The sequence below is a fragment of the Amycolatopsis sp. lyj-90 genome (assembly GCF_046549035.1).
Lineage (GTDB): Bacteria > Actinomycetota > Actinomycetes > Mycobacteriales > Pseudonocardiaceae > Amycolatopsis.
In genome coordinates this window covers 236,204-260,577 of the sequence record NZ_JAJPWP010000010.1, presented here as the reverse complement: position 1 = coordinate 260,577, position 24,374 = coordinate 236,204, and the positions used below count along the sequence as shown (strand labels likewise).

The 24,374-nt window shown below is 70.0% G+C and carries 21 protein-coding genes; 4 read left to right on the top strand and 17 right to left on the bottom strand.

The features are described from left to right. The first annotated feature begins 147 nt into the window (after positions 1-147). The gene (locus tag ACLJPX_RS34290; protein WP_410604514.1) at positions 148-1,320 is read left to right on the top strand and encodes an MFS transporter; all 1,173 of its coding nucleotides are present in this window, start codon (positions 148-150) and stop codon (positions 1,318-1,320) included. A 19-nt stretch (positions 1,321-1,339) separates the two neighbouring features. On the opposite strand, the gene ACLJPX_RS34285 is transcribed toward ACLJPX_RS34290, so the two are convergent. Next, a complete protein-coding gene (locus ACLJPX_RS34285; protein WP_101612270.1) occupies positions 1,340-1,639 on the bottom strand; it encodes a DUF3017 domain-containing protein in 300 nt (99 codons plus the stop codon). 117 nt (positions 1,640-1,756) lie between these two features. Between ACLJPX_RS34285 and ACLJPX_RS34280 the strand changes: the two genes are divergently transcribed. Then, positions 1,757-4,543, top strand: a complete 2,787-nt coding sequence (locus tag ACLJPX_RS34280; RefSeq protein WP_410604513.1) for a glycohydrolase toxin TNT-related protein — start codon at positions 1,757-1,759, stop codon at positions 4,541-4,543. A gap of 74 nt (positions 4,544-4,617) precedes the next feature. Here the strand turns inward: ACLJPX_RS34280 and ACLJPX_RS34275 are convergent, their stop codons facing one another. From ACLJPX_RS34275 to ACLJPX_RS34245, 7 genes are all read right to left on the bottom strand, one after another. Then, entirely contained in the window at positions 4,618-5,205 is a 588-nt protein-coding gene (locus ACLJPX_RS34275) for a pentapeptide repeat-containing protein (protein WP_410604512.1), read from the bottom strand. A 22-nt stretch (positions 5,206-5,227) separates the two neighbouring features. Further along, a complete protein-coding gene (locus ACLJPX_RS34270) occupies positions 5,228-6,259 on the bottom strand; it encodes a reverse transcriptase family protein (RefSeq protein WP_410604511.1) in 1,032 nt (343 codons plus the stop codon). Between the two features lie 180 nt (positions 6,260-6,439). Continuing rightward, positions 6,440-6,922, bottom strand: coding sequence for a VOC family protein (locus ACLJPX_RS34265; protein ID WP_410604510.1), 483 nt, complete (start codon positions 6,920-6,922; stop codon positions 6,440-6,442). A 68-nt stretch (positions 6,923-6,990) separates the two neighbouring features. Continuing rightward, the gene (locus ACLJPX_RS34260; protein ID WP_410604509.1) at positions 6,991-7,500 is read right to left on the bottom strand and encodes a hemerythrin domain-containing protein; all 510 of its coding nucleotides are present in this window, start codon (positions 7,498-7,500) and stop codon (positions 6,991-6,993) included. Between the two features lie 106 nt (positions 7,501-7,606). Next, positions 7,607-10,960, bottom strand: coding sequence for an error-prone DNA polymerase (locus ACLJPX_RS34255; protein WP_410604508.1), 3,354 nt, complete (start codon positions 10,958-10,960; stop codon positions 7,607-7,609). 158 nt (positions 10,961-11,118) lie between these two features. Continuing rightward, the gene (locus ACLJPX_RS34250; RefSeq protein ID WP_410604615.1) at positions 11,119-12,720 is read right to left on the bottom strand and encodes a DNA polymerase Y family protein; all 1,602 of its coding nucleotides are present in this window, start codon (positions 12,718-12,720) and stop codon (positions 11,119-11,121) included. Between the two features lie 14 nt (positions 12,721-12,734). Further along, positions 12,735-13,448, bottom strand: a complete 714-nt coding sequence (locus ACLJPX_RS34245; RefSeq protein WP_410604507.1) for a hypothetical protein — start codon at positions 13,446-13,448, stop codon at positions 12,735-12,737. Between the two features lie 167 nt (positions 13,449-13,615). Here ACLJPX_RS34245 and ACLJPX_RS34240 point away from each other — a divergent pair, with 167 nt between their 5' ends. Beyond that, positions 13,616-14,206 carry an HD domain-containing protein gene (locus ACLJPX_RS34240; protein WP_410604506.1) on the top strand — a complete coding sequence of 197 codons (591 nt, stop codon included), beginning with the start codon at positions 13,616-13,618 and terminating at the stop codon, positions 14,204-14,206. A 4-nt stretch (positions 14,207-14,210) separates the two neighbouring features. Here ACLJPX_RS34240 and ACLJPX_RS34235 read toward each other — a convergent pair whose 3' ends face one another. From ACLJPX_RS34235 to ACLJPX_RS34225, 3 genes are read right to left on the bottom strand one after another with little or no spacing between them, the layout of a single operon-like run. Beyond that, entirely contained in the window at positions 14,211-15,557 is a 1,347-nt protein-coding gene (locus ACLJPX_RS34235; protein ID WP_410604505.1) for a DUF6351 family protein, read from the bottom strand. 58 nt (positions 15,558-15,615) lie between these two features. Next, a complete protein-coding gene (locus ACLJPX_RS34230; protein WP_410604504.1) occupies positions 15,616-16,065 on the bottom strand; it encodes a VOC family protein in 450 nt (149 codons plus the stop codon). A gap of 11 nt (positions 16,066-16,076) precedes the next feature. After that, a complete protein-coding gene (locus ACLJPX_RS34225; protein ID WP_410604503.1) occupies positions 16,077-16,562 on the bottom strand; it encodes a pyridoxamine 5'-phosphate oxidase family protein in 486 nt (161 codons plus the stop codon). A gap of 180 nt (positions 16,563-16,742) precedes the next feature. Between ACLJPX_RS34225 and ACLJPX_RS34220 the strand changes: the two genes are divergently transcribed. Beyond that, positions 16,743-17,456: an SRPBCC domain-containing protein gene (locus ACLJPX_RS34220; RefSeq protein ID WP_410604502.1), complete on the top strand. Its 714-nt coding sequence runs from the start codon at positions 16,743-16,745 to the stop codon at positions 17,454-17,456. Here ACLJPX_RS34220 and ACLJPX_RS34215 read toward each other — a convergent pair. The 6 genes from ACLJPX_RS34215 to sucD form a co-directional block, all read right to left on the bottom strand. Next, positions 17,453-18,253 carry a hypothetical protein gene (locus tag ACLJPX_RS34215; protein WP_410604501.1) on the bottom strand — a complete coding sequence of 267 codons (801 nt, stop codon included), beginning with the start codon at positions 18,251-18,253 and terminating at the stop codon, positions 17,453-17,455. The genes ACLJPX_RS34220 and ACLJPX_RS34215 overlap by 4 nt on opposite strands. 209 nt (positions 18,254-18,462) lie before the next feature. Beyond that, positions 18,463-20,025, bottom strand: a complete 1,563-nt coding sequence (gene purH, locus ACLJPX_RS34210) for a bifunctional phosphoribosylaminoimidazolecarboxamide formyltransferase/IMP cyclohydrolase (protein ID WP_410604500.1) — start codon at positions 20,023-20,025, stop codon at positions 18,463-18,465. Continuing rightward, positions 20,022-20,639, bottom strand: coding sequence for a phosphoribosylglycinamide formyltransferase (gene purN, locus ACLJPX_RS34205; RefSeq protein WP_101612254.1), 618 nt, complete (start codon positions 20,637-20,639; stop codon positions 20,022-20,024). Before purN ends, purH begins: the two co-directional genes overlap by 4 nt. Before the next feature lie 76 nt (positions 20,640-20,715). After that, on the bottom strand, positions 20,716-22,212 hold the full coding sequence (locus ACLJPX_RS34200) for a DUF6350 family protein (RefSeq protein WP_410604499.1): 1,497 nt from the start codon (positions 22,210-22,212) through the stop codon (positions 20,716-20,718). Between the two features lie 143 nt (positions 22,213-22,355). Next, complete coding sequence (locus ACLJPX_RS34195) at positions 22,356-23,186, bottom strand: DUF5336 domain-containing protein (protein ID WP_410604498.1); 831 nt, start codon at positions 23,184-23,186, stop codon at positions 22,356-22,358. A gap of 300 nt (positions 23,187-23,486) precedes the next feature. Continuing rightward, positions 23,487-24,374 carry a succinate--CoA ligase subunit alpha gene (sucD, locus tag ACLJPX_RS34190; RefSeq protein WP_076163092.1) on the bottom strand — a complete coding sequence of 296 codons (888 nt, stop codon included), beginning with the start codon at positions 24,372-24,374 and terminating at the stop codon, positions 23,487-23,489.

Here is a 24,374-nt window from a genome sequence, read left to right as displayed (position 1 = left end):
CGTTGAACTGGACGCAGGACAGCTCGTCGACGTCGGGGCCGAACGCGCTGTCTTCTTTTGTGTCCGAGACCTAAATCGATTCAGTTGCCCATCCGCGACGGTGGGCGAGTAATCGTTTACTCACGTACGACCCTCGAAGGGAGAGCCGTGCCCGTCGCGCTGCTCGCGCTCGCCATCGGTGCCTTCGGCATCGGGACCACCGAATTCGTCATGATGGGCGTGCTGCCCGAAGCCGCCGCCGATTTCGGCGTGTCGATCCCGTCCGCCGGCTACCTGATCTCCGGTTACGCCCTCGGCGTCGTGGTCGGCGCCCCGCTGCTCACCGCGGTCGCCGTCCGGCTGCCGCGCAAGACCATGCTGCTGGCGATGATGGGGCTGTTCACGCTCGGCAACGTCCTCTTCGCACTGTCGCCGAACCAGGAGTTCGGCGTCGCCTTCCGCTTCCTCGCCGGCCTGCCGCACGGCGCGTTCTTCGGCGCCGGCGCGGTCGTCGCGTCCAGCCTGGCCAAGCCGGGCGAACGCGCCAAGGCCGTCTCGATGATGTTCATGGGCCTGACCCTGGCCAACGTCGTCGGCGTCCCGCTGGGGACGCTGCTCGGCCAGAAGGTCGGCTGGCGCGCGACCTTCGGCGTCGTCGCGGTGATCGGCCTGGTCGCCATGGCCGCGATCGCGAAACTGGTCCCCCACCAGGGCAAACCGGTCGAGCCATCGCTGCGCGGCGAACTCGGCGCCTTCCGCCGTCCGCAGGTGTGGCTCGCGCTCGCGATCGTCACCTTCGGCCTGGGCGGCGTGTTCGCCTGCCTGTCCTACATCGCGCCGATGCTGACCGACGTCACCGGCTACTCGCCGTCGGACGTCACCCTGCTGCTCTCGCTGGCCGGGGTCGGCATGACGATCGGCAACTACCTCGGCGGCAGACTCGCCGACAAGGCGCTGATGCCGAGCCTCTACGTCTCGCTGTTCGGACTGGCCACGGTGCTGGCGATCTTCACCTTCACCGCGAACGGGAAGGTCGGCGCGGCGGTGACGATCTTCTTCGTCGGCCTCGCCGGTTTCATGATCGGCCCGATGATGCAGGCCCGGATCATGGAGAAGGCCGGCGGGACGCCGTCGCTGGTCTCCGCGGCCGTGCAGTCGGCGTTCAACATCGCGAACTCGATCGGCGCCTACCTCGGCGGCCTGGTGATCGCGGGCGGCCTCGGCCTGGTCGCCCCCAACTGGGTCGGCGCCTCGCTGGCCGTGCTGGGACTTTCGCTGGCCGTCGTCTCCGGTGGCCTCGACCGCCGCGAAGCCCGGCTCACGCCCGCCATGGCCTCCTGATCGGCCACCGGCGGTCCTCTCAGGACAGAGGGCCGCCGGTGATCGTGAAGGCGATGAAAAGGATCAAGACAGAAAGCGCGCCATAAGTCAGGACGTCGACCGGCTTGCCCCGGATCGCCAGCAGCCCGGCCTTCGCGTTCGGCAGGACCGCCCTCAGCAGCCCCGCGAGCATCAGCGCCCCGCCGATCAGCGCGGCCCCCTGACGCCAGTGGTACTGCCCGATCCGCAGGGCGGCGACGGCCACCACCAGCATCACCAGCAGGAACGGCAGGTGATGGAGCAGTGCCCCACGGTCACGCCGCTGTCCGGCCAACGTCATCAGTCCTCGTCCTTCACGGCCTCGCGGGCAAATCGGGTCACGCCGTCAGTATCCCGGGTGAGTCATCCGGCAGCAGGTCAGGGCGTCTTCCACATTGTCAAGAGCGGCAAAACCCACATGCGGGGTGCACACGAGCGCGGATACGGTCAAAATGTGACCGTGGCACAACCGACGACTCAGCTGAACGCGACCGAGCAGGACACCCTGGTCAAGCAGATCGGCCTCGCCCTGCTGCGGGCCGCGCCTCGTGATTGGCGGAAGGTGACCGCCGAGTACCGAGCCGTCGGCAGGTACCACGAGATGACCGGCGAGATCATCACCGAGGACGGCACCGCGCACGAGTGGGTCGCGACCCACGACATCGCGACGCTGTTCGGCAGGCTGCGTGCCGGGATGTACCGCGACGGCCGCGGCACCTGGTTCAACGCCCGGTACCAGCTCGATCACCCGTCCAGCTACAACCTCGAGTACAACCGCGACGAGCCCCAGTGGCGCCTCGCGCCGCCTCCGCAGGCACTCTCCGACGAACTGCGCATGTTCCCCCGCTCCGAGGAGAACGTGCCCGAATGGCTGATCCGGCGCATGTCCGGCCTCAGCCCCGAGCAGCCCGGACCGCATTTCCGCATCGCCCGCATCTTCGACACCATCGGCCCGGCCGGGCGTCCGGTGATCAACCGGCCCGACCTGGAGATCGAGGAGCAGGACAGGCTGCTCGAATACCTCGACCACGCGCCGCTGGTGGTCACCGAGCGCGGCTACGACATCGACAGGCTCGCGCAGACCCCCGAGGCCACCGTCCCGGTCGCCTTCCACAGCGACGGACAGTGGATCTGGCCCGCCGCCGTCAACTTCTACCTGCGCGAGTACGGCGTTTCGCCGGAGCTCGACCTGATCGACCACGTCCGGCAGAACGGCTTCACGCTGCCGGAGGTCGACGACCCGACGCTGCAGGCCGCTGCGGGGTACCTCACCCGGGGGAATCCGCCCCCGCAGCAGCGCCCCAACGGCCCGGGTGGCCCCAACGGCGGCCCGGGTGGGCCCGGGGGCCCGCCTCCGCAGGGCCCGCCCCAGAACGGCCTCTCGCAGAACGGCCCAGGACCGAACGGACCCGTGCCGCCGCAGCAGCCCGCGGTCAACCAGGGCGGGCCCGGTCAGCCGGGACCCAACGGTCCCGCGGGTCCCGGCCCGAACCAGGCCGCTCAGCCGCCCGTCCCGCCGCCGCACCAGCAGGGCCCGGACCCCGCGGTGGTGGCGGCCGCGGCCGCGGCACCGGTCGCCGCCGCGGCGGCCGTTCCCGCGGCCGAGGCGAGCGTTCCGGACCAGGCCGAGCAGGCCCAGCGGTACGAAGAGGACTACGACACCCAGGACTACCAAGCGCAGGACTTCCACGAAGCCGCCGCCGAGCAGCAGTACGAAGCCGGCTACGAGGACCAGTACGCGCACGAAGAGGCGCCCTTCCGCGAGTCCGAACAGGACGCGTACACCGACGAGGCCCGACAGGACGACGCGCCGCATCAGCACGCGGAGCCCGAGCCGGAGCCTCAGGTCGCCGACCCGGAGGCCACCACGTACGCGCGGGCCCCGCAGGTCGACGCCTACGAGCAGCCTCGCGAGGAAGCTCAGGACGCGTACCCCTCGCAGGAGGAGAACCAGCCGTACACGCCCCCCGAGCTGGAGTCGACCACCGGCTACACGCCCGTCGAGCAGGCCGACGCCGGTCCTGAGCTGCCCCTCCTGACGCACGACGCGGAGCCCGACGTTCCTCCGCTCTCGGACTCCGAGGTCACGCAGGTCGACGGCCCACCGCAGGAGCGGGGGACCTTTGCTACCGCCCCTGTGTCCCGCCCGGAGCCCGAACCGCAGCGTGAAGAAGCGCCGCGCCGCGCCGCCCCGGAGCGGCCTCGCCGCGACGAGCACCCGGTGCCGGCGCTGAACGAGCTGCAGTCGAAGTTCGACGACCTCGACGTGCCCGAAGACGTCTACCGCATCGGCGGCCCCGCGGAGCACGGCTGGAGCGTCGAGCAGGTGGACGGCGGCGGCTGGCGGGTCGGCTGGTACGACGGGAAGCTGACCAATCCGGCGGTGTTCGGTGACGCCGAGGACGCGGCCGCGTTCATGCTCGGCAAGGTCCTGCTGAACCCGAACGGTGCTCCGCCCGCCGACGAGCCGCACTTCGACGAGCCTGCCGCCGTCGAAGAGCAGCCGGTCGAGGAGCCGCCTCCGGCTCCGGCCCGGCCCGTGCTGACGACGCTCTCCCCCGAGATCGCGACCGGTTCCCATCCGGTGCCGCCGCGGGAGTCGATCCCGGCACAGGAGCAGACGGCGTTCACGACGGCCGAGGAACTGCTCGGGGACGATCTGGACGACGAGCCCGCCCCCGCACCGGTCCCGCCCGCGCCTCCGGTGCGGCCGCCGAACCCGGCGCTGGCGAGCCCGCCGCCCGCCCCGCCCCGGCGCGAACCACCGGTGACGCCGCCTCCGCCGCCGATGCGGCGCGAGGAACCGGCCCGCCCGCAGGTCTCGGCGGCCGGACCTCCCGACGCCAAGCAGAACTGGCCGATCTCGCCGCTCAACGGCGAGCCGCCGCTGACGCTGTTCCGCGGCAAGGAACTGCGTGAGCTGCCCGCGGGCAGCGAGCTGGACCGCTTCGGTGGCCCGAACGGCAACCTGACCTACGCGGCCGGGACGCCGTTCGAGGAGCGCTCGCTCGTGCCGGAGTGGGTGAACCGGCCGTACCACGTGTACCGCGTGCAACGTCCGCTCGAAGCGCTGGCCGGTGTCGCGATCCCGTGGTTCAACCAGCCCGGTGGTGGGTCGGCGTACCTGCTGCCGGCGTCCATCGAGGAACTGCTCGCCGAGGGCGACCTCATCGAGCTGGACCCGGGCGAACCGCCGATCGACTAGTCACCTCGCGTGCTATGAAAGGCCCGTTACTTGCAAAATTTGCAAGTAACGGGCCTTTCATAGCGTCCAGGGGGTCAGTGGATGACGAGGCCGTGTGCGGCGGCGTAGGCCACCGCGGTCTCGGTGTCGACGTGGACGCCCGCGAGATTCGCCTGCACCAGGCCGTTGGCGTCGATCCGCGCTCCGCGCAGGTCGGCACCTTCGAATTTCGCTCCGGCCAGCCGGGCACCGGTGAGGTCGGCGCCGCGCAGATCGGCGCCGGTGAGGTCCGCCTCGGTCAGGTTGGCCTCGCGCAGCCGCAGCCCGGAGAGATCCACTTTGGACAGTCGATTGCGGCTCAGCGAGACCAGCGAGAGATCGCATTCGGTGAACGCGACCTTCTGGAATCGGCAGTCCACAAAGGACGATCCGAGCATCGAACAGGAGCTCCACCGGGTACCGGCGAGCACACTGCGGTCGAAGGTGCAGGACCGGAACGCCGACGCCTCGTGGCGTGAGCCCTCGAAGTCGACCTTGGTGAAGTCGCATTGGTCGAAGGTGCAGCCCTGGGTGCGCAGCCCGCGCAGGTCGGCCTCGGTGAAGTCACAGCCGACGAAACTGCGTTTTTCCCACCATTGCTGGGAAAGGACGGCTTCTCGGTAGTCTTCCGCGGTCTCGATCACCCGTTCAGGATCGCATACCCGCTCAAGCCCAGGTGATCCCGTCGAACAACGCGCGCAGCTTCGCCGCCCGCGCCCCCGACGACGCGGCGATCCAGCCGATACGGCCGAGCAGATGGGCACGGAAGTCCGGATGCGCGGCCCGGTTCTGCGCCTCCGGCCCGGTCCGGACGCAGTTGTGGAGCAGCGCGCGCAGGGCGTCGTAGTCGGCGCGCGTCGCGGCGGGCGCGCTGTTGACCACCAGGCCCGCGACCCGTTGCCGCTGGTGTGCGCCCGCGATCGACGTCTTGTCGTCCCGCAGCCGGAAGCCCTCGTCGGTCACGATCCGCCGGACGCCGGGCAGCAACCGGTGCAACGGCAGGAAATCCCCGGAGAACGCCAGATCGTCGGCGTACCGCGTGTAGGCCGCGCCCAGTGACCGTGCGAGACCGTCGAGCCGCCGGTCCAGATGGTGCGTGACCGCGTTCGCCACCGCGGGCGAGGACGGCGCGCCTTGCGGCAGATGCGTGGCCGCCAGGTTCCTCAGCAGCCGCACCCGCGCGGGATCCCGCCGCCCCTCGGGCACGGCGGCGAGAACGTCGGGCGGGGCGGCCGTGGTGAGCACGCCCGCGAGGGCTTCCGCCACGGCGGGCGGGTACCCGGCGAGCGCGAGCAGGGCCGAGATCCGGCGCGCGGACACCGCCGGGAAGAACCCTTCGAGATCCATCCTGACCACGGTCTCCCGGCCGGCGTGCGGGGTGGCGCACGACATCGCCGAACGTCCGCGCCGGAACCCGTGTGCGGCCTCGTGCACCGGCAGCGCCTCGACGACGTGCCGCAGGATCCGCCGCTGCAGTTCGGCGAGCCGCGGCTTCGGCCGCTCGATGAGCCGCACCCCGCCCGAAGCGGTCGGGATCCACCGGTGGCCGTAGTGCCGGACCGGATCGGCCGCGCGCCGGCGCCGGTTCCAGCCCTTCGTGTCGGCGAACCACGAGAGTTCACCGGTCGTCAGGTCGAGCGCGGCGGCGCAGTCGTCGAAGGTCGCCCAGCGGGCCACCTGCCACCGCCAGACCGGCATCGGCCCGAGGAGCGACGCGGAGGTGACTTTTCTCCTGTCATCCGCGCGGACCCGTACGCGAAGCATGCCGCGCTCGCGCGGGGCGCCGTGTCTCGCTGTCGTCTTGCTCCCCGGGGTTGCCCCGGAGTGGGTGGTGATCCACCGGCTCACCTCCGCGTCGCTGTCACCACCCTACCGACTTCAGCGACTCGGAATGATCTTCGAACCCGAGACGTACCGCATGGCCTCGATGAACTTCGGGTCGTTCATGCGGCGTTCCATCTCGGGGAAGTCGAGGTCGACCAGCCGGGTCTGGATCCACCACAGGTTGCCGAACGGGTCGCGGACCCGGCCGACGCGGTCACCGAAGAAGAGCTCGGTCTGCTTCGTGACCTCTTCGGCGCCCGCCTCGACGGCCCGGCGCTGCGTCTCCACGCTGTCCTCGACGTAGAGCCGCAGGTACGCCGGGGTCTCGATCCAGTCGTCCTGCGCGTCGAACAGCATGACGACCGAGTCGCCGACGCGGACCTCGGCGTGCCCGATCTTCCCGCCCTCGACGTACACCGGCTCGCCCATCAGCTCGGCGTCGAAGACCCGCTTGAGGAAGTCGATCACGCCCGCGGTGTCGCGCGAGATGATCCACGGGGTGACCGAGTGGTAGCCGGCGGGGATGGGGTTGCTCATCAGGGTTCTCCTCAGTCGTCGTGGTGCGTTGAGAAGAACGCTAAAGGGCGTATAGGACAGATCTTGTCCTAATGCGATTTCAGCAGGAACGAGGGCTTCGTGTCCCGCCACTCCGGCATGTCCAGCGCGTTGAGCGCCTCGACGATCCGCTTCTCCTCGTACCGGAAATGCGTCTCCATGATCGCCGTGAGGCCGTCGAGTTCCCGCTGGACGTGCAGGATCTCGGCCGGGCTCGACGCCGGGCCGACGCCGCCGACCAGTTCTTCGAGCCGTTCGATGATCCCGGTCATGACGTCGTGGTCGTGCGCGAGTTCTTCGAGCACCGGCCGCAGTTCGGGATATTTCTCCGACAGCACGAGGAAAGCGCCGCCGTCCTCCCCGGTGTGATGCCTGGTCAGCGCCGAGCAGAAGGTGAGGCAATGCGCGCGAAGATCGCGCAGCCGCTCGGCACGCCCGTCCGCGACCGACCCGAGGTCGTCGTGCAGCGTGGCCAGCTCTTTACGCAGCCAATTGTGAACCTGAACGAGTTGATTTCCGAACGCCGTCAACCGGCCGTTCGATGAAGAAGGGGTTTCCATGATTTCCCATGGTCCGACGCCTCCGCGCCCACGACGGTCTCTTTGCCGGGTGCACTGCGACGTTGATCGAACTACAACATGGACACCGCCGGGCCGTCAAGTGAGGTCAATGGAAGTCACGGGACTTGGCGGTGATCCGCAGCGGCAGGTGCCGGATCTGTTCGGCGAGGACGTTCACCACCTCCCCGGTGCGCTCGACCACACCCCGGATCAGCAGCGCCGGACTGCCGCGCGCGACCCGGTGATAGCGCTGCCACACGCCCATCGTGCAGATGATGTTGATCATCCCCGTCTCGTCCTCGAGGTTCATGAAGGTGACACCGCCCGCGGTCGCCGGCCGCTGGCGATGGGTCACCGCGCCACCGGTCAGCACCCGCGTGCCGTGCGGGACCTCGCGCAGGCCCGCCGCCGTGACGACGCCGAGTTCGTCGAGATTCTCCCGGATGAACTGGGTCGGGAAGCTGTCCGGCGACACCCCGGTGGCCCAGACATCCGCGGCCGCGACGTCGATTTCGTCCATCCCCGGCAACATCGGCGCCTTGACACCGGTGGCGAGACCGGGGAGTTTCTCCAGGCTTTCGTCGGCGACCGCGCCCGCCGCCCAGAGCGCGCTCCGCCTGCTCTCGCCGAAACAACCGAACGCGCCCGCCGTGGCCAGCGCCTCGACCTGAGGTTTGGTCAGCCGCACCCGCCGGGCGACCTCGGGCAGATCCGCGAACGGGCCGCCGCGCTCTCGCTCTTCGACGATCACCTTCGCCAGGTTCTCGCCGATCATCCGCACGGTGGACAGGCCGCCCCGCACGGCGAGCAGTTCTCCCCCTTCCGGCAACGGTTCCAGCGTCGCGTGCGGGAGGCTCGCGTTGATGTCGGGGCCCAGCACCTTCACCCCGTGCCGCCGCGCGTCGGCGACCAGCGACTGCGGCGAGTAGAACCCCATCGGCTGTGCGCGCAGCAGCCCGGCCAGGAACGCGTCCGGGTGGTAGTACTTGAAGTACGCGCTCGCGAACACCAGCAGGGCGAAACTCAGCGCGTGACTCTCCGGGAAACCGAAATTCGCGAACGCCTTGAGCTTGCCGAAGATCTTCTCCGCGAGCTCCTCACCGATGTCGTGCTTCGCCGCGCCTTCGAGGAATCGGCGTTTGAGCCGTTCCATCTTCTGCTCGGAACGCTTCGCACCCATGGCGTGCCGTAACTGATCGGCCTCCGCCGGGGTGAAATCGGCGACGTCGAGGGCGATCTGCATCATCTGTTCCTGGAACAACGGGACGCCGAGGGTCTTCTTCAGCGCGTTCTCCAGTTTCGGATGGTCGAAATCCCATTTCTCCTGCTCGTTCTTGCGCCGGATGTAGGGATGCACCGAACCGCCCTGGATCGGACCGGGCCGAATGAGCGCGACCTCGACCGCGAGGTCGTAGAACTTCTTGGGACGCAAGCGGGGCAGGGTGGCCAGCTGCGCGCGGCTCTCCACTTGGAAAACGCCGATCGCGTCGGCACGGCAGAGCATTTCGTAGACGTTCTGATCCTTGAGATCCAATTCGGAGATGTCGACCTCTTCCCCTTTGTGGTCGTGAACCAGATCTATCATATAGTGCAGGGCCGACAACATCCCGAGTCCGAGCAGATCGAATTTGACCAGTCCCGCGGCGGCGCAGTCGTCCTTCTCCCACTGCACGACACTGCGGTTCTCCATCCTGGCCCATTCGATCGGCACCACCTCGCTCACCGGCTGTTGGCAGATCACCATGCCGCCGGAATGAATGCCGAGATGCCGGGGGAAGTCTTCGAGTGCGCAAGCGAGTTCGACGACTTCGCCGGGAATGTCGTGATCGTGGTCCTTCTCCGTGGACCGCAACGCGCCCCATCGGTCGATCTGTTTGCTCCACGCGTCCTGCTGGCCGGGTGAATATCCCAGTGCCCGCGCCGCGTCGCGGACCGCGGACCGCGCCCGGTAGGTGATCACGTTCGCCACCTGCGCGGTGTTCAGCCGCCCGTATTTTTCGTAGACGTACTGGATCGCCTCTTCGCGGCGGTCGGATTCGATGTCGAGGTCGATGTCCGGATAACCGTCGCGGTCGGGGGCGAGGAACCGTTCGAAGAGCAGTCCGTAGCGCACGGCGTCGACCTTGGTGATGCCGAGCGCGTAACAGACCGCGGAATTCGCGGCCGAACCCCGGCCCTGGCAGAGGATGTCGTTATCCCGGCAGAACCGCACGATGTCCCAGACGATCAGGAAGTAGCCGGGGAAGCCCAGCTTTTCGATGATCTCCAGTTCGTGCGCGATCAGCTTCCGGGCTTTTCGGCGGTACTCGGCGGTCTTGTTCTTCTCGTGGTCCTTCGCGCCCTTGAGAGTGAGTTCCTTCAGGTAGGACGCTTCGGTGTACCCCGCCGGAACGTCGAACGGCGGCAGCTTCGGTTCGATGTGATGCAGTTCGAACGCGCATTCCCGGCCGAGCAGCGCCGCGCGCTGCACCGCACCCGGGTACCGCGCGAAGATCTCGGCCATCTCCTCCCCCGACCGCAGGAACGCCGTCCCCGCGGCGGGCAGCCAGCCCTCCATGTCCGCCAGGCCCCGCCGGGCGCGGATCGCACTGAGCGCGTCGGCGAGCGGGGCCCGCTCCGGCCGCGCGTAATGCGCCGCCGTGGTCGCCACCGTCGGCAGCCCGAATTCCGCGGCCATCTCGCTCAGCAGGTCGTTGTGCGTGCTGTCCAAGGGGAGGCTGTGGTCGATGAGTTCGACGTAGACGTTCTCCCGGCCGAAGCAGTCGATGAGTTCCTTCAGTTTCTCCACGGCCGCGACGGGACCTCCGGCGACGAGGGCCTTGCGCACCGCGCCCTTGCGGCAGCCGGTGAGCACGACGCACTTCCCGTTGACCTCTTCGGCGACCGCGCGCAGGTCGTAGACCGGCCTGCCTTTCTCGGCTCTTTCCTTGGGCGACAAGGATTCCCTGTCGAAGCCGTACAGCTGCCCGGCGGTGATCGCGCGGTTCAGGCTCAGGTAGCCGTCCTGTTTCTTGGCCAGTAAGAGGAGGTGCTCGCCTTCGGGATCGGCGAACCCGTTCTGCGGTCCGGACAGGCCGAAGCTGAGCTCCGTGCCGAAGACGGTGTGCACGCCCAGTTCCCTCGCCGCTTCCGCGAAGCGCACCACGCCGTACATGCCGTCGTGATCGGTGAGGGCGATCGCGTCCAGGCCCAGCCGCGCGGCCTCCTCCACCAGTTCCTCGGGATGGCTCGCCCCGTCGAGGAAGCTGAAGTTCGAATGGCAGTGCAGTTCGGCGTACGGCACCCGGCGCGCGGTGGCCCCGTCGTCCTCGCCGATCTGCCCCGCCAAGTCGGGGGGACGCTCGTAGCCCTCCCGTTTGGCGCTCCAGGCGGGGCTGTCACCGCCGTCGCCGCGCTGGACCTCGCCCGCGAGTTCGCGGGCGAGGTCCTTCCACGGCTTCGGTGGGTTGTTCCAGCCCATCGGTCACCGATTCTCGATCGAGCGTCTCGGCGGGGGGACGAACACTTCCGCTCGCGGGACGCACGCCGCCCAGGCCGTGTCCAACTCGGCACGCTGTACCGGGATGGCCGGTTCCTCCAGCCATCGCCGCACCAGCCGCGTGTACTCCTCGTCCATGGTCAGTCGTACTTCCCTTCCAGCGTCCACATCGGGTTTTCGTGGTGTTCGAAGCGGAGCAGCACCGCCTCCTCCGCGTCCGGCCCGTCGGCCAGCAGCACCTGCAACCGGATCCGGGTCCCCGACCGCGCGTGGCCCGCCCCGGCCCGGACGCCGACCAGCCACGGCCCCGCCCAGGCGAGGACCTGGCGCGGCTCACCGCCCTCGAAGCTCACGAGGAACGGTGTGGCGGTGACCCGGCGCCGCGCGGTGATCTCCACGACGCTCCCGTGTTCGTCCAGCACCTGGGCGGGCACCGGCCGGGGGAACACCGTCGCCGGGGAAGGCGACGGGAGCCGTCCGGCCCAGTTCGCGTCCGCCAGCGCCGACCTCTCCCGCCTGTCGCCCCACGGCACCAACCGGACACGCTCGGCGGGATCGCGGCCGCCGTCGAGCACCGCGGTGAAGACGCTCTCCGGGCCGAGCAACCCCTGCACCCGCACCAGGGCACGGGCGGCGCGCTCGCCGGACATGCCTTCGTCCTCTATGGACGGACGCAGCGCGCCCGCCGCACCTGCCTGCCACAACCCGAGCTGCAGCGACCGGCCCTCGACGGTCTCCTCCGGCTCCAGCCGCAGCCGCACGACGCCGGATCGGGGCCGCGCCGAGGTGTCCCGGACCTTCAGCCAGCCTTCGAACTGCCAGCGCACCCTGTCCGCGACGCCGGACGGGGTCAGCGGTTCGGCACAGCGCCACACTCTGCCGAGTTGTTCGCCGGTCTCGGTGGTGGCGTAGATGCCGAGGCGGGTACAGGCCAGCCCGTGCGCGGCGAGCCCGGCGTGGAAGCGCTCACCGAGCCCCTTCGCCACGAACGCGGCGGCGTCGACCCTGTCGATCGGCGAGTCGAACGCCTTCGCGAGCGAGAGTTCCGGCGGTGGACGGCGGCGCAGCGGCGGACGTTCGGACCGCCCTCGTGCCAGCCGGTGAGCGAGGACGCCCTCCATCCCGAAACGCGCGGAGACGTCGCTTTCGCCGAGCGCCGCGAAGGCACCCAGCGTGCGAAGTCCCAGCTGCCGGAGCAAGGTGACCAGCTCGGTTCGCCCTGCTTCGGGCTGATCGAGCTCGCGAATGGGCAACGGGGCGAGGAAATCCGCGGTCTCGCCCGGCTCGACCAGTGTCGAGCGGCGGGCCGCGAGCGTCGCGGCGAACAGGCCGTCGGCGACGCCGACCTGACATTCCACCCCCGCCGCCACGGACACCTCGTCCACCAGCCTTTCGAGGAGACCGTGCTCGCCGCCGAAGTAACCGGCCGCGCCGTCGACCGGGACGGCGACGATCCCCGGGCGGACGACCTCGACGCCGACCGCCAGCTCCTCCACCGCCTGCGCGACGGACTCGAAGAGCCGGGCGTCACGACCGTCGTCCTCGCCGAAGACCGCCAGATCCGGGCAGGAGGACTGGGCCTCGCGCCGCCGCATTCCGCGACGGACGCCGAATCCCCTGGCCACCGCCGTACAGGCGACCACGCGGTTCGCCGAGAAGACCGCGGCCGGACGGCCGACGGGCTCGCCCGCGACGGCTGCGGCGGCGACCGCGGGCCAGTCCGGGCACCACAGCACCAGCATGCGTACAGGTGGGTTCACGCCGTCCCCCACCTCGCCGCGGTCGCGGTGGGGAAGTCGGCCTTCTCGACTTCGCCCTCGCCGGGGAACCGCAGCAGCGCCGACATCGGCCGGGCGGCCGCACCCCGGCCACCGGCCCGCACCTCGACCTCACGGGTCCGCAGGTAGCCCGAGCCGCCGCCGGTGAAGCCCGTCCAGCGCGCGCGACGGCAGCTCAGTTCGACCTCCGCACCGGGCCAGGAACCCAGCGAAAGCAGCACCGAGCCACGGTTGCGCGCGCGGGCGGACAGCCGTCTCGCCACGTCGGGCCGGGCGAGCCCCGGACCGACGACCACGAGGTCGAAGCCGTCGAGCAGGGCCGCGGTCACCGCCGGGAACTCGGCACCGGGGCGGGGGACCAGCGCGAGCCTGCCCACCTCGACCCCGAGTTCCGCGGCGGCGACCACCCCGAGCGCGGGCAGGCCGACCGCGACCGCCCACGCACCGCCGGCGGTGGCGGCGGCGAGCAGGGTGAGCATCAATGACGTGGACCCCAGCACCGAAACGGTGCTCCCGCGCCGGAGCCCCGCAGCGGGCAGCAGACCGGACAACGCCGCGGACACCGGGAGCACCCTTCCCGTCGTCCTCGCGTGTTCGGCCGCGGAAGCCACGCCACTGGCCGTGCTCACTCCTGGCAAAGCCGCCAGCCTCGCCAACGGCAAGGCCCGTGCTTCGACCACCTCCGCTGTCACCGGACCTCGCCTCCCCACGACACCTGAACCGTCCTTTGTGGACGGTTTGAGGGTGCCACGGGGAAGGCGGCACATCGAACGCCTGTTCGATGTCTCCAGTACACCGGTCGGCGCAGCGGTTGTCAAGCGATGAGGGAACCGTCACCGGACCTGTCATCCTGGACGCCATGTCTTCGGAAGCCTTGCGCCGCGCGCTGTCCGACCCCGGCGAACCACCGCTGCGTCCGCTGCCGGACGAGGTCGCCGCCCTGCTGGAGCAGTTGGCCGCTCCCCCGCGGCTCGCCGCCCATCTGCGTGCGGTCCACGACGTGGCCCGCACGCTGGCCGACTGGCTGGAGAAGGAGTATCCGGCGGTGGACCTCGACCGCGAAGCGGCCCTTTTCGGCGCCGCGGTCCACGACATCGGCAAGACGGTTCATCCCGGGGAGCTGTCCGGACCCGGCTCCGCGCATGAGCAGGCGGGCTACGAACTCCTTCTGACCCGAGGAATCAGCGAAGAGCGGGCTCGATTCGCGCGAACGCACGCCGCCTGGCGTGAAGGCGTCGGCGTCGAGGATCTGCTCGTCAGCATCGCGGACAAGATATGGAAGGCGAAGCGCGTCGAGGATCTCGAACAGCTGCTGGTCGACCGCCTGACCGTCGCGAGTGGACAGTCGCCGTGGGAGGTCTTCATGGCGCTGGACGACCTGCTCGACCGGATCGCGGCAGACGCCGACGGGAGGCTCGCCTTCCAGGCGCGCCACCCCGTCGACGGCTGATCGGTCAGGCCACGCGAGGCAGCGGGGCCGGGTGATGGCGCCGGAAAGCGGGCGCGGAAGTGCCCGGCTCGCCGTGCAGCCAGTCGTAGAGGAAGTGGAACTCCGGCCCGAACCGGCTCGCCTCGGCGTTCGACCGCTCCGGTGACGTGGACGGCCAGCGACCGGTCTCGACGCGGTCCCGCAGCAAGCGCAACGCCGTCAGCTCCTCGGCCGCGGTGTGTTGACAGTGCCCGCCCCGGTTCACGAAAACCTGCCGGATCCGGGCGGGATCGACGCGGTCGCCATAGGTCCGCTCGTGCTCGGGGGCGACGCCGTCACCGATCGGGTGCAGCGTGACGATCGGCTGGTGGCCGCGTCCCGTCGGCGTTCCGACGCGGTCGAGCAGCCGGGTGGCGGCGTGGTCGGCCTTGACACGGGGCGCGGCGGCGAGCTTGGCCAGATCGGCGCCGAGGTCCAGGCCCGCGGCGCGGTAAGCCTGCTTCACGAGGTCACGTTCACTCGACCGGGCGAGCAGGCCGCCGTAGTCCACTCCGGTGTTCCCGGTCGGGTTGCCACCGGTCTGCTTCTCCAGATCGGCACGGTGCTCGCCCCAGGAAAGCTGGTCGTAGACCGCTTGGACGAACTTCGCCTGCTGGCGGATCTGCTCGGTGACGTCCGCGGAGCGGGGATGGTGCGCCGTCGACCAGCCGGGGACGTCGGCGAACGCGTTGGCGAGGGCGAGCCGCGCCCGTCCGCCGGGTGATTCCAGTGCCTTCGCGATCACCTGATGGGCTTTCGCGAGGTTCGCCCGCGGGTCGGCGATACGGACGATCTCGAGTTCGGGCGCCAGCAGCGTCCGGACCGCGAACCCGAGGTCCAGCGCCTGGCCGAACAACGCGGAGCCGCCGGCGACGGGACCGCACATCGCCAGTGCGCCGTCGATCCGATGCGGGAGCCGCTCGGACAGCAGGACCGCGTTGAGCCCGCCACCGGAAGCTCCCCAGGTGAGCACTTGGGCCGGGCGCCCGACGTTGCGGTCGAACCAGGACAGCAACGCCGTCTGATCGTGAACGGCTTCCCGGGCGGAGAAGCCGTTCGGCTTGCTGTAGAGCGACGCGGCCAGCGCATACCCCTCGCCGAGGAGGACGGGCTTGGCCTCCGGCCGGTTGGCGAGCTCGATCTCTTCGGGAACGTAGCCCGGCGGGTAGATCCCGTGGTTGTACAGCAGGAGCTTGCCGTTCCAGTTCGACGGCACCTCGACCCGGTACCGGGCGCCGTCGATCGCTCCGGTGTGGACACGGACGTCGTCCGTGGCGAGGGCGGGCGCACCGGTGACGATCAGCGCGGCGGCCAGGATTCCTGTCAACGTCATGCCGGAAATGCTGGCAGCGCAAGGCTTCGCGGGAATCCGTCGAGACGCGGCTTCTCGCCTACGCTTCCCGACGTACGAGCTCTTCCGCCAATTCGACGACGATCCCCTCAGGGCTGCGGACGTAGCAAAGCCGGTAGCTGTCCTCGTACTGGACCAGTTCACCGACGAGTTCGGCGCCGTGCGGCCGCAAACGCTCGAGGGCGTCGTCGATGTCCTCCACGGAGAACACGAAGTGACGGATGCCGGGCGTGTTCATCGGAGCGCGTGAATCGTCTGCCTGACCGGACGACGTCCGGTACTTGATGAGCTCCACACCGCCCTGGCCGTCCGGTGGCCGCAGCACCGCGATGTCCGTCCGGACCCCTTTCAACCCGGTGAGGCGATCGACCGTGTCACCCTCGAGCGACGCCTCGCCTTCCAGTTCGAGACCGAGTGCGATGAAGAACCCCTTGGCCGCTTCGAGGTCGTGGACGACCACGCCGACGTGTTCCAGTTTCTTGAGTGCCATGACAGTTCCTTTCAGGCGCTCTGACGGCGCATGAGCTCTTCGACGGCGGTGGGCAGTGTGGTCTCGAAGTCGATGAGCTTGACCCAGGTCGGGGTCACCACGATCCGGACCATGCCGTCGTAGAGCGACCGCACCTGCTTCTCCCACTCGACCCGCTGCTCGGGCGTCATCTCGTAGGTGCCGCTCCACTGCATGTACTCGTCGGGGATGCCGTCGACGTAGTCCAGCTCGACGGTGCCGCGGAGGAGCAGGATCTTCGGCGGGTGCGATTCGGTGTCGATGGTCAGGGCGACGGCGGGGTTGCGGCGCAGCGACGGCAGCTTCGGCGCGTTCGTCGGAGTGCACATGACGATCTCCTTGCCGTTCCAGTGGATGCCGATCGGGATCGACCGCGGCGTGCCGTCGAGCGCGGTGTAGGCCAGCCGGGCCAGGTCCCGGGCCAGGAGCTCCTGGCTGAGCGGGCGGTTCAGGATCTCGTCGATCGTGTTCTGCTGCATGTCGCTCTCCTCGGGTCGCTGTCTTCGCGGACACCCCAGGGACGCCGCCGTCCTCCGCACTTCGACACTCCAGAATGTGACCCGCATCACATCGCCTTTAGCGGGCTAAACGCGATCCGTTTGTCGAAAGCGCCCCCGGCCAGGCGTCGCCTCTATGAAGGCACACGAGAGAGGACAGTCATGGCGAAGAAATCCGAGGTCCGCTTCGAGGGCTTGATGCCCACCACGCCCGCCGACACCTGGGCCGCGATCACCACGGGCAGCGGCGGATGGCTCTGGCCGATCCGGTACGAGCCTCGCGACGGCGGCACCGAATCCGGCCTCACCCCGAACGGCGGCATGGTGACCGTCTGGAAACCGTCGAAACACTTCGTCACCTATGCCGAAGACGAGAAGGGCTGGTTCAACACCCTCGAGTACGTCCTCGAACCGAAGGACGGCGGCACGTACCTGCGCTACGAGCACACCACCGTCTTCGACGACTGGGCCGTCGACTACGACGCGTGCGAGCGTCACACGGCGTTCTACTACCACTCGCTGAGCGAATACCTGACGCACTTCAACCGGCGTCAGGCGAGGTACTTCAAGGCCGACGCGCCCGAAGCGTCGACGGCTCCGGAGGCGTTCGAGGCCGTGCGGGTGGCGATCGGCGCGACGGTCGCGGGCGATCAGGTGCGCTTCGAGGTGCCGGGCGCCGGCACCGTCGAAGGCGTCGTCGACTACCTGACGCCCGAATTCATCGGCGTCCGGACCGAAGACGCGCTGTACCGCTTCTACGGCCGGAACGCCTGGGGCTGGTCTGTCGGCATCGGCCATCACCTGTTCGCCGAAGACGCTGACGCGGACAAGGCCGAGAAGGCGTGGACGGCCTGGCTGAACGGCCTGTACGCCTAGCGGGGCAGGTTCTTCGCGAGCTCGGCGCCGACGGACTTCGCCGCTTCGGCGGACTCCGCGGGCGGGATCGGCGAGTTCGTGAAGAACCCCTTGTCCCAGCCCTTGTAGGTGACGAGGACGACGTACACGCCCTGGGTGAACCGCAGTTCGGCGCCACTGAAGGCACTGTCGGTGTCCAGGGAGACGAGAACCGCCTTCTCCCCGATCCCCTGCACCTGCTGCTGGCGCTCGGACGGCGCGGCCGACCCGACGGAGGACTTCGCCGCCCGCTCCTGGGCGTCCGGTCCTTCGTGGCGATAGACCATGACCTGGAGGGTGCGGTCGTGGACGTTGTCGCCGTCCGGCGCCGACCAGGAGCAGCCGACCTGCTTGGTGACGATGTCACCGGCCTTGATCTCGTTCTCGCGGGTGCCTTGGAAGCTGTTGGTGACCGTTTTGTTCAGGGCCTCCGGGGAGACCTTGCACTCGGTGGGCGGCTGCTCGGAGACCGGCGCCTTGCCGACCGACGAGTAGTACTCCGACGCGAAGATGCCGCCGGGGATGCCCAGTCCGAGCAGCACCACGCCGCCCACGATCAGGCCGACGATCAGCCCGGTCTTTTTCTTCTTGGGCGGCTGCCCGTAACCCGGCGTCGGCGGGCCGTACCCGGGCGGCGGACCGTATCCCGGGCCACCGGGTGCGCCGTACCCCGGGGGCGGGCCGTAACCCGGCTGCTGCCCGTAGCCCGGCTGGCCTCCTTGCCCAGGTGGCGGGCCCTGACCCGGTCCCTGGCCGTACCCCTGCGGCGGCTGGTGCACCGATCCTCCTAGCGATCCTCGCGTACGCGCGCGTCGCGATTAGCCCGCTAAAGGCGACACGCGGCCAGCATGGCACGGCGGCCCGGGGCGCGGGTGGCCAATGGGGCCGGCCCACCGAATCGAAGGCGACCACCTTGCCCCCGGAACGCCTTTAGCGGGCTAAACGCGATCGGCCGGATCGCGTTTAGCCCGCTAAAGGCGCTTTGACGTCAGTGAGCGAAGTGGCGCGTACCGGTGAGGTACAGGGTGACCCCGGCGGCCTCGGCGGCGGCGATGACCTCGGCGTCACGGATCGAGCCGCCCGGCTGGACGACGGCGCGGACACCGGCCTCCAGCAGGACCTCGAGCCCGTCCGGGAACGGGAAGAAGGCGTCCGAAGCGGCGACGGCGCCCTTCGCCCGGTCTCCCGCCCGCGAGACCGCGAGCCGCGAGGAGTCGACCCGGTTGACCTGGCCCATGCCGACGCCGACGGTCGCGCCGTCGTTCGCCAGCAGGATCGCGTTCGACTTCACCGCGCGCAGCGAACGCCACGCGAACTCGAGGTCGGCCAGCGTCCGCTCGTCGGCGGCCGCGCCGGTGGCCAGCGTCCAGTTCGCCGGGTCGTCGCCCTCGGCGGCGATCGTGTCGACGGTCTGCACCAGCACGCCGCCGGAGATCGGCCGGAACTCGATCGGATCCGGCGAAGTGATCGCGGGCAGCTTCAGCAGCCGCACGTTCTTCTTGCGCTGCAGGATCTCCAGCGCCTCGGCGTCGAAGTCCGGGGCCAGGACGACCTCGGTGAACACCTCGGAGATCTGCTCGGCGGCCTCGCGGCTCACCGGCCGGTTGGTCGCGATCACCCCGCCGTAGGCCGAAACCGGGTCGCAGGCGTGCGCCTTCCGGTGTGCCTCGGCGATGTCCTCGCCGACGGCGATCCCGCACGGGTTGGCGTGCTTGATGATCGCGACGGCCGGGGCCTCGAAGTCGTAGGCGGCGCGGCGCGCGGCGTCGGTGTCGACGTAGTTGTTGTACGACATGGCCTTGCCGTGCAGCTGTTCCGCGTGCGCGAGGCCGGGACGCCAGTGCTTGTACAGCGCGGCCTTCTGGTGCGGGTTCTCGCCGTAGCGCAGCACGTCGCCGCGTTCCCACGTCGCGCCGGTGAAGTCCGGGAAACCGGAGTCGTCCGCGGGCGCGTAGACGTTGGCGAACCACGCGGCGACGGCGGTGTCGTACGCCGCGGTGTGCGCGTAGGCCTGGGCGGCGAGCCGCTTGCGGTCGGCCAGCTCGAAACCACCGGCGGCGACGCGCTCCAGCACCCAGCCGTAGCGGGACGGGTCGACCACGACGGCGACGCTGCTGTGGTTCTTCGCCGCCGCACGCACCATCGCCGGGCCGCCGATGTCGATGTTCTCGACGCAGTCCTCCGGGCTCGCGCCCGAGGCGACGGTCTGTGTGAACGGGTACAGGTTGACCACGAGCAGGTCGAACGGCGCGATGTCCAGCTGCTTGAGCTGCTCGACGTGCTCCGGGCGGTCACGGTCGGCGAGCAGGCCCGCGTGCACGCGCGGGTGCAGCGTCTTGACCCGGCCGTCGAGGGACTCGGGGAACCCGGTGACCTCTTCGACCGGCGTCACCGGCACCCCGGCGTTCGCGATGACCTTCGCCGTGCCGCCGGTCGACACGATCTCGACACCCGCCGCGTGCAGCCCGGTGGCGAGTTCGAGCAGGCCGGCCTTGTCCGAGACGCCGATCAGCGCGCGCCGGACGGGACGCTGTCCCTGTGCGGTACTCACGAAAACCTCACCTTTCGTCCCTCGACCGCGCACCCGCTCCGGCCGAGCTTTTCGATCGTTTCCACCAGGAGCCTGCGTTCCACGGCCTTGATCCGCTCGTGCAGGACGTGCTCGTCGTCATCGGATTCCACGATCACCGGCTCCTGCGCGATGATCGGCCCGGTGTCGACTCCGGCGTCGACGAAATGGACCGTCGACCCGGTGATCTTGACGGCCATCGCCAGCGCGTCGGCCACGGCGTGCGCGCCGGGGAACGACGGCAGCAACGCCGGATGCGTGTTGATCACGCGGCCGGGGAACCGCGCGAGGAATTCGGCGCCGAGGATCTTCATGAACCCCGCCGAGACGACCAGGTCGGGCTGGTAGGCGGCGACGGCTTCGGTGATCGCCTTGTCCCAGGCCTCGCGGTCCGGATGATCGGCCATCCGCACGGTGAACGACGGCACGTCGGCGCGTTCGGCCCGCGTGAGCGCCTCGATCCCGGTGCGGTCGGCTCCGACGGCGACCACCTTCGCCGGGAAGTTCGGCTTTTCGACGGCGTCGAGCACGGCTTGCAACAGCGTGCCGGACCCGGACGCGAGGACGACGAGCTTCACCGGAGTGGGCAGGTCCAACCGACTAGCCAGAACGGGCTCCTTGCCACGGCGGTACGCACTCGGGCGTACGGCGCTTCACCTGGTCGCGACAACCCTAACGGTCGCCGCCGGGCGCGCTTTCGTCGCCGGACCCGTCGGTGGACTCGGTCACAGCGTCGTCGACGACACCGTCCTGCTCGGGCTCGGTTTCGGGCTCTGGTTCCACCGGGGTCTCGTCGTCGTCCTCACCCAGCTCGCGGGCGAGTTCCGCCTCGGCCTCGTCGTCGAATTCGTCGTCGTCGACGGTTTCGGCTCCGGTTTCGGGTTCGGTTTCGTCAGCCGCTTCGTCCTCTTCGGACTCGACGGCTTCCTCCTCGACTTCGGCGAGGTCTTCGGCGCCGGGTTCCCCTGGCGACTCGGGAGCCTCGTGCGCTCCGGCGAAGAACGCGACGAAACCGCCGGGGATGACGATCCAGCAGAAGGCGATCACCGACGCGACCCCGACCGGCACGCTGACCGGGTCGAACGGCCCGTCGCCGAGCCTGCCGCCGGCGAGGGTCCCGAGGACGACGCAGCCGAACGCGACGAGCGCGCCCGCGACGGCGACCGCCCGCATCCGCAGCATCGGATCCTCGTCGATCGTGCGGATCTTCCAGCCGACGAGCGCGCCGGCCAGCGCGGGCAGGAGCAGCAACGCGGGCCACCAGACAGCGTGGTGCGACGGGATCCCCGCCAGCACGGGCACCCCCGGCAGCTGTCCCTCCCGGTAGCCGAACATGCCGACGGTCAGCGAACCGACCGAGAACCCCGGCCCGGTGGTGAAGGACAGCGCGGCGACGACCGCGTTCGGCAGGTACGCCACGGAAAGCGCGAACAGACCGAAGCTCGCACCGAAAGCGGGCTCGAACAGACTGTCCACAGTGGACCACGAGAGCGCGGTGGCCGCGGTGAACACCACGGCGCCACTGGCGATCATCGCGGCGAGACCGAGCGCGCCCGCCCGCAGGCCTCGGACGGCCACCGGGTCGAACCGGTCCCGCACCGCGGCCGGAAGCCCACAAGTCTTGGCGATTCCCGCGACGGCGGCGAGCCCGGCGAAGAGCCCCGGCACGCAGAACGCGGTCAGCGGGTTGACCCCGATCGGCGATCCGCCGGCCAGCAGGGCGATGAGCACGCCGAACAGCGCGTGCGCCCCGGCTATCACCGTCACCACCGGGACCGCGTCCGCCGGGGTCCGGCCGCCGAACCGACGCGTGGCCCGCGCGGCCGCCCTCGCCGCGAGCCACCCGACGACGAGCGTCGGCAGCAGCGGCAGCACGCCGAGCGGATGACCGGCGAGTTCGAGTTCCACCTGCCAGGAAGCGAGCCAGCCCGGCCCGGCGGCGAGCAGCGCGCCGGTGGCGGAGAACCGGGACCGGTCGGCCGTGAACGCGACCACCGCGAGCACGGCCGCGACGGCGGTATAGGAGAAGAGCAAAGGCGCGCAGGCCGCGGCGAGCAACACCCGAACCCGCTTCGCCCTGGACACCTCCGGCTCGGGGACGAGGTCGCTCACCGGCTCTTCGCCCGGCGGGCGTTCGTCGCGGGTGAGCAGCTTCATGATCCGCACCATGACATCCGGACTGGGCCGTCCGGGTGAGGCACGCCGCCGCCGGGCGGCGGGCGTGGCCCAACCCACCCGGTCGGGTAACCCGGAAAACGAAAGCACCCGCTGTGACACGGAGAGTCACAGCGGGTGCTTTTGCGTGCGAGAGGTCAGCTCTGCCGGTCGAAACCGCCCGGCGGCGTGCCCGGGTTCTGGCCCTGCTCCGAGGACGGCGGCTGCTGGAAGAACTGGCCCTGCTGCGGCGCGTACGTCGTGGCCTGCTGGCCCGGCGGCTGCGTGACCGGCGGCTGGAACCCGCCCGGCTGCGCGAACGGGCCGGACGGCTCACCCTGCGGCTGGCCCTGCTGCTGCCCCGCCCCGGGGAACGGCTGGACCTGGGTGGCGGCCGGGCCCTGCTGACCCGGCTGGCCGAACGGACCCTGCGGGCCCTGCTGCGGGAACTGCTGGCTGTAGGGAGCCTGCGGCGCCTGCTGCTGCGGCTTCGCGGCGGGCAGCTTGAGGACGTCGTGCTCGAACAGCAGCGCCGCGACCGCGACCAGCATCTGCAGGATGCCGAGGATCAGGACCACGGTGAGGATGCCGGGAAGCGAGACCTCCGGGCGGCCCTCCCCGCCGTCGACGGTCGGGTAGCCGATGACCAGGTCCAGCGCGCCGAACGCGCCGAGAACGCTGAACAACGCGGCGAACGGCAGCGTCTTCGGGCCGCGCGGCAACGCGTGCAGCGCCGCGAGCAGACCGGAGACCAGGAGGAAGACCGACACCTCCTTGGCCGCGTCGGCCTCGTCGGAGAAGCCGATGAAGAACTGCACCAGGCCGAGGACGGTGACGGCGAGCGCGAGCAGCAGCGCCAGGTTCAGCGGGCTCGCCGGTGACGACGGCACCTGCTGCTGCGGGAAGGCTCCCGAGCCTGGGTGGGGCTGAGGGGGTTGCTGGCCGCCACCCTGCTGGGGGTAGCCGGGCCCACCGCTGGGATAGGACATCCGAATGCTCTCCTGTCGTTGGACCGGCACCCCGGGGCGCGCGGGACTCCCGGGACAAACGAGGCGGCTGTGATGCTCGAACGCTAGCGCACGCACGGTCACCCCACGCCTCGGGCTCTGAGACGTCTGTACACCCGATCGGGTTCCACGCGGAACCCCCTCGGCGACGCCCGTTTCGCGTTTAGCCCGCTAAACGCGCTCCGGTGGCCGGATCGCGATTAGGGGGCTGAACGCAAGTCGGCGGGCCGGGCACCTGGTGAGGCGCCCGGCCCGCCGGGGAATGCGTCAGTCTCCGAAGGATCAGAGGCTGTTGTACAGCTCGCGCGCCAGGACGGCGGTCTCGCTCGGGGTCTTCCCGACCTTGACACCGGCGGCCTCGAGGGCCTCCTTCTTGGCGGCGGCCGTGCCGGAGGAGCCGGAGACGATGGCGCCGGCGTGGCCCATCGTCTTGCCCTCGGGCGCGGTGAAGCCCGCGACGTAGCCGACGACCGGCTTCGTCACGTTGTCCTTGATGTAGGCCGCGGCGCGCTCTTCGGCATCGCCACCGATCTCGCCGATCATCACGATGACCTTGGTCTCGGGGTCCGCCTCGAACGCCTCGAGGGCGTCGATGTGCGTGGTGCCGATGATCGGGTCGCCGCCGATGCCGACACCGGTCGAGAAACCGATGTCACGCAGCTCGTACATCATCTGGTAGGTCAGCGTGCCCGACTTCGACACGAGACCGATCGGGCCGGCACCGGTGATGTCGGCCGGGATGATGCCCGCGTTCGACTTGCCGGGGCTGATCACGCCGGGGCAGTTCGGCCCGATGATGCGGGTCTTGTTGCCCGTCGCGACCGCGTGCGCCCAGAAGTAGGCCGAGTCGTGCACCGGGATGCCCTCGGTGATCACCACGGCGAGCGGGATCTCGGCGTCGATCGCCTCGATGACCGCGTCCTTGGCGAACTTCGGCGGCACGAAGATGACCGAAACGTCGGCGCCGGTCTCCTTGATGGCCTCCTCGACCGTGCCGAACACGGTGAGGTCCTTGCCCTCGACGGAGACGGTCTGGCCGGCCTTGCGGGCGTTGACGCCACCCACGATGTTCGTGCCGGACTTCAGCATCTTCGTCGCGTGCTTCATGCCCTCGGAGCCGGTGAGCCCCTGGACGATGACCTTGCTGTTCTCGTTGATGAAGATCGACAT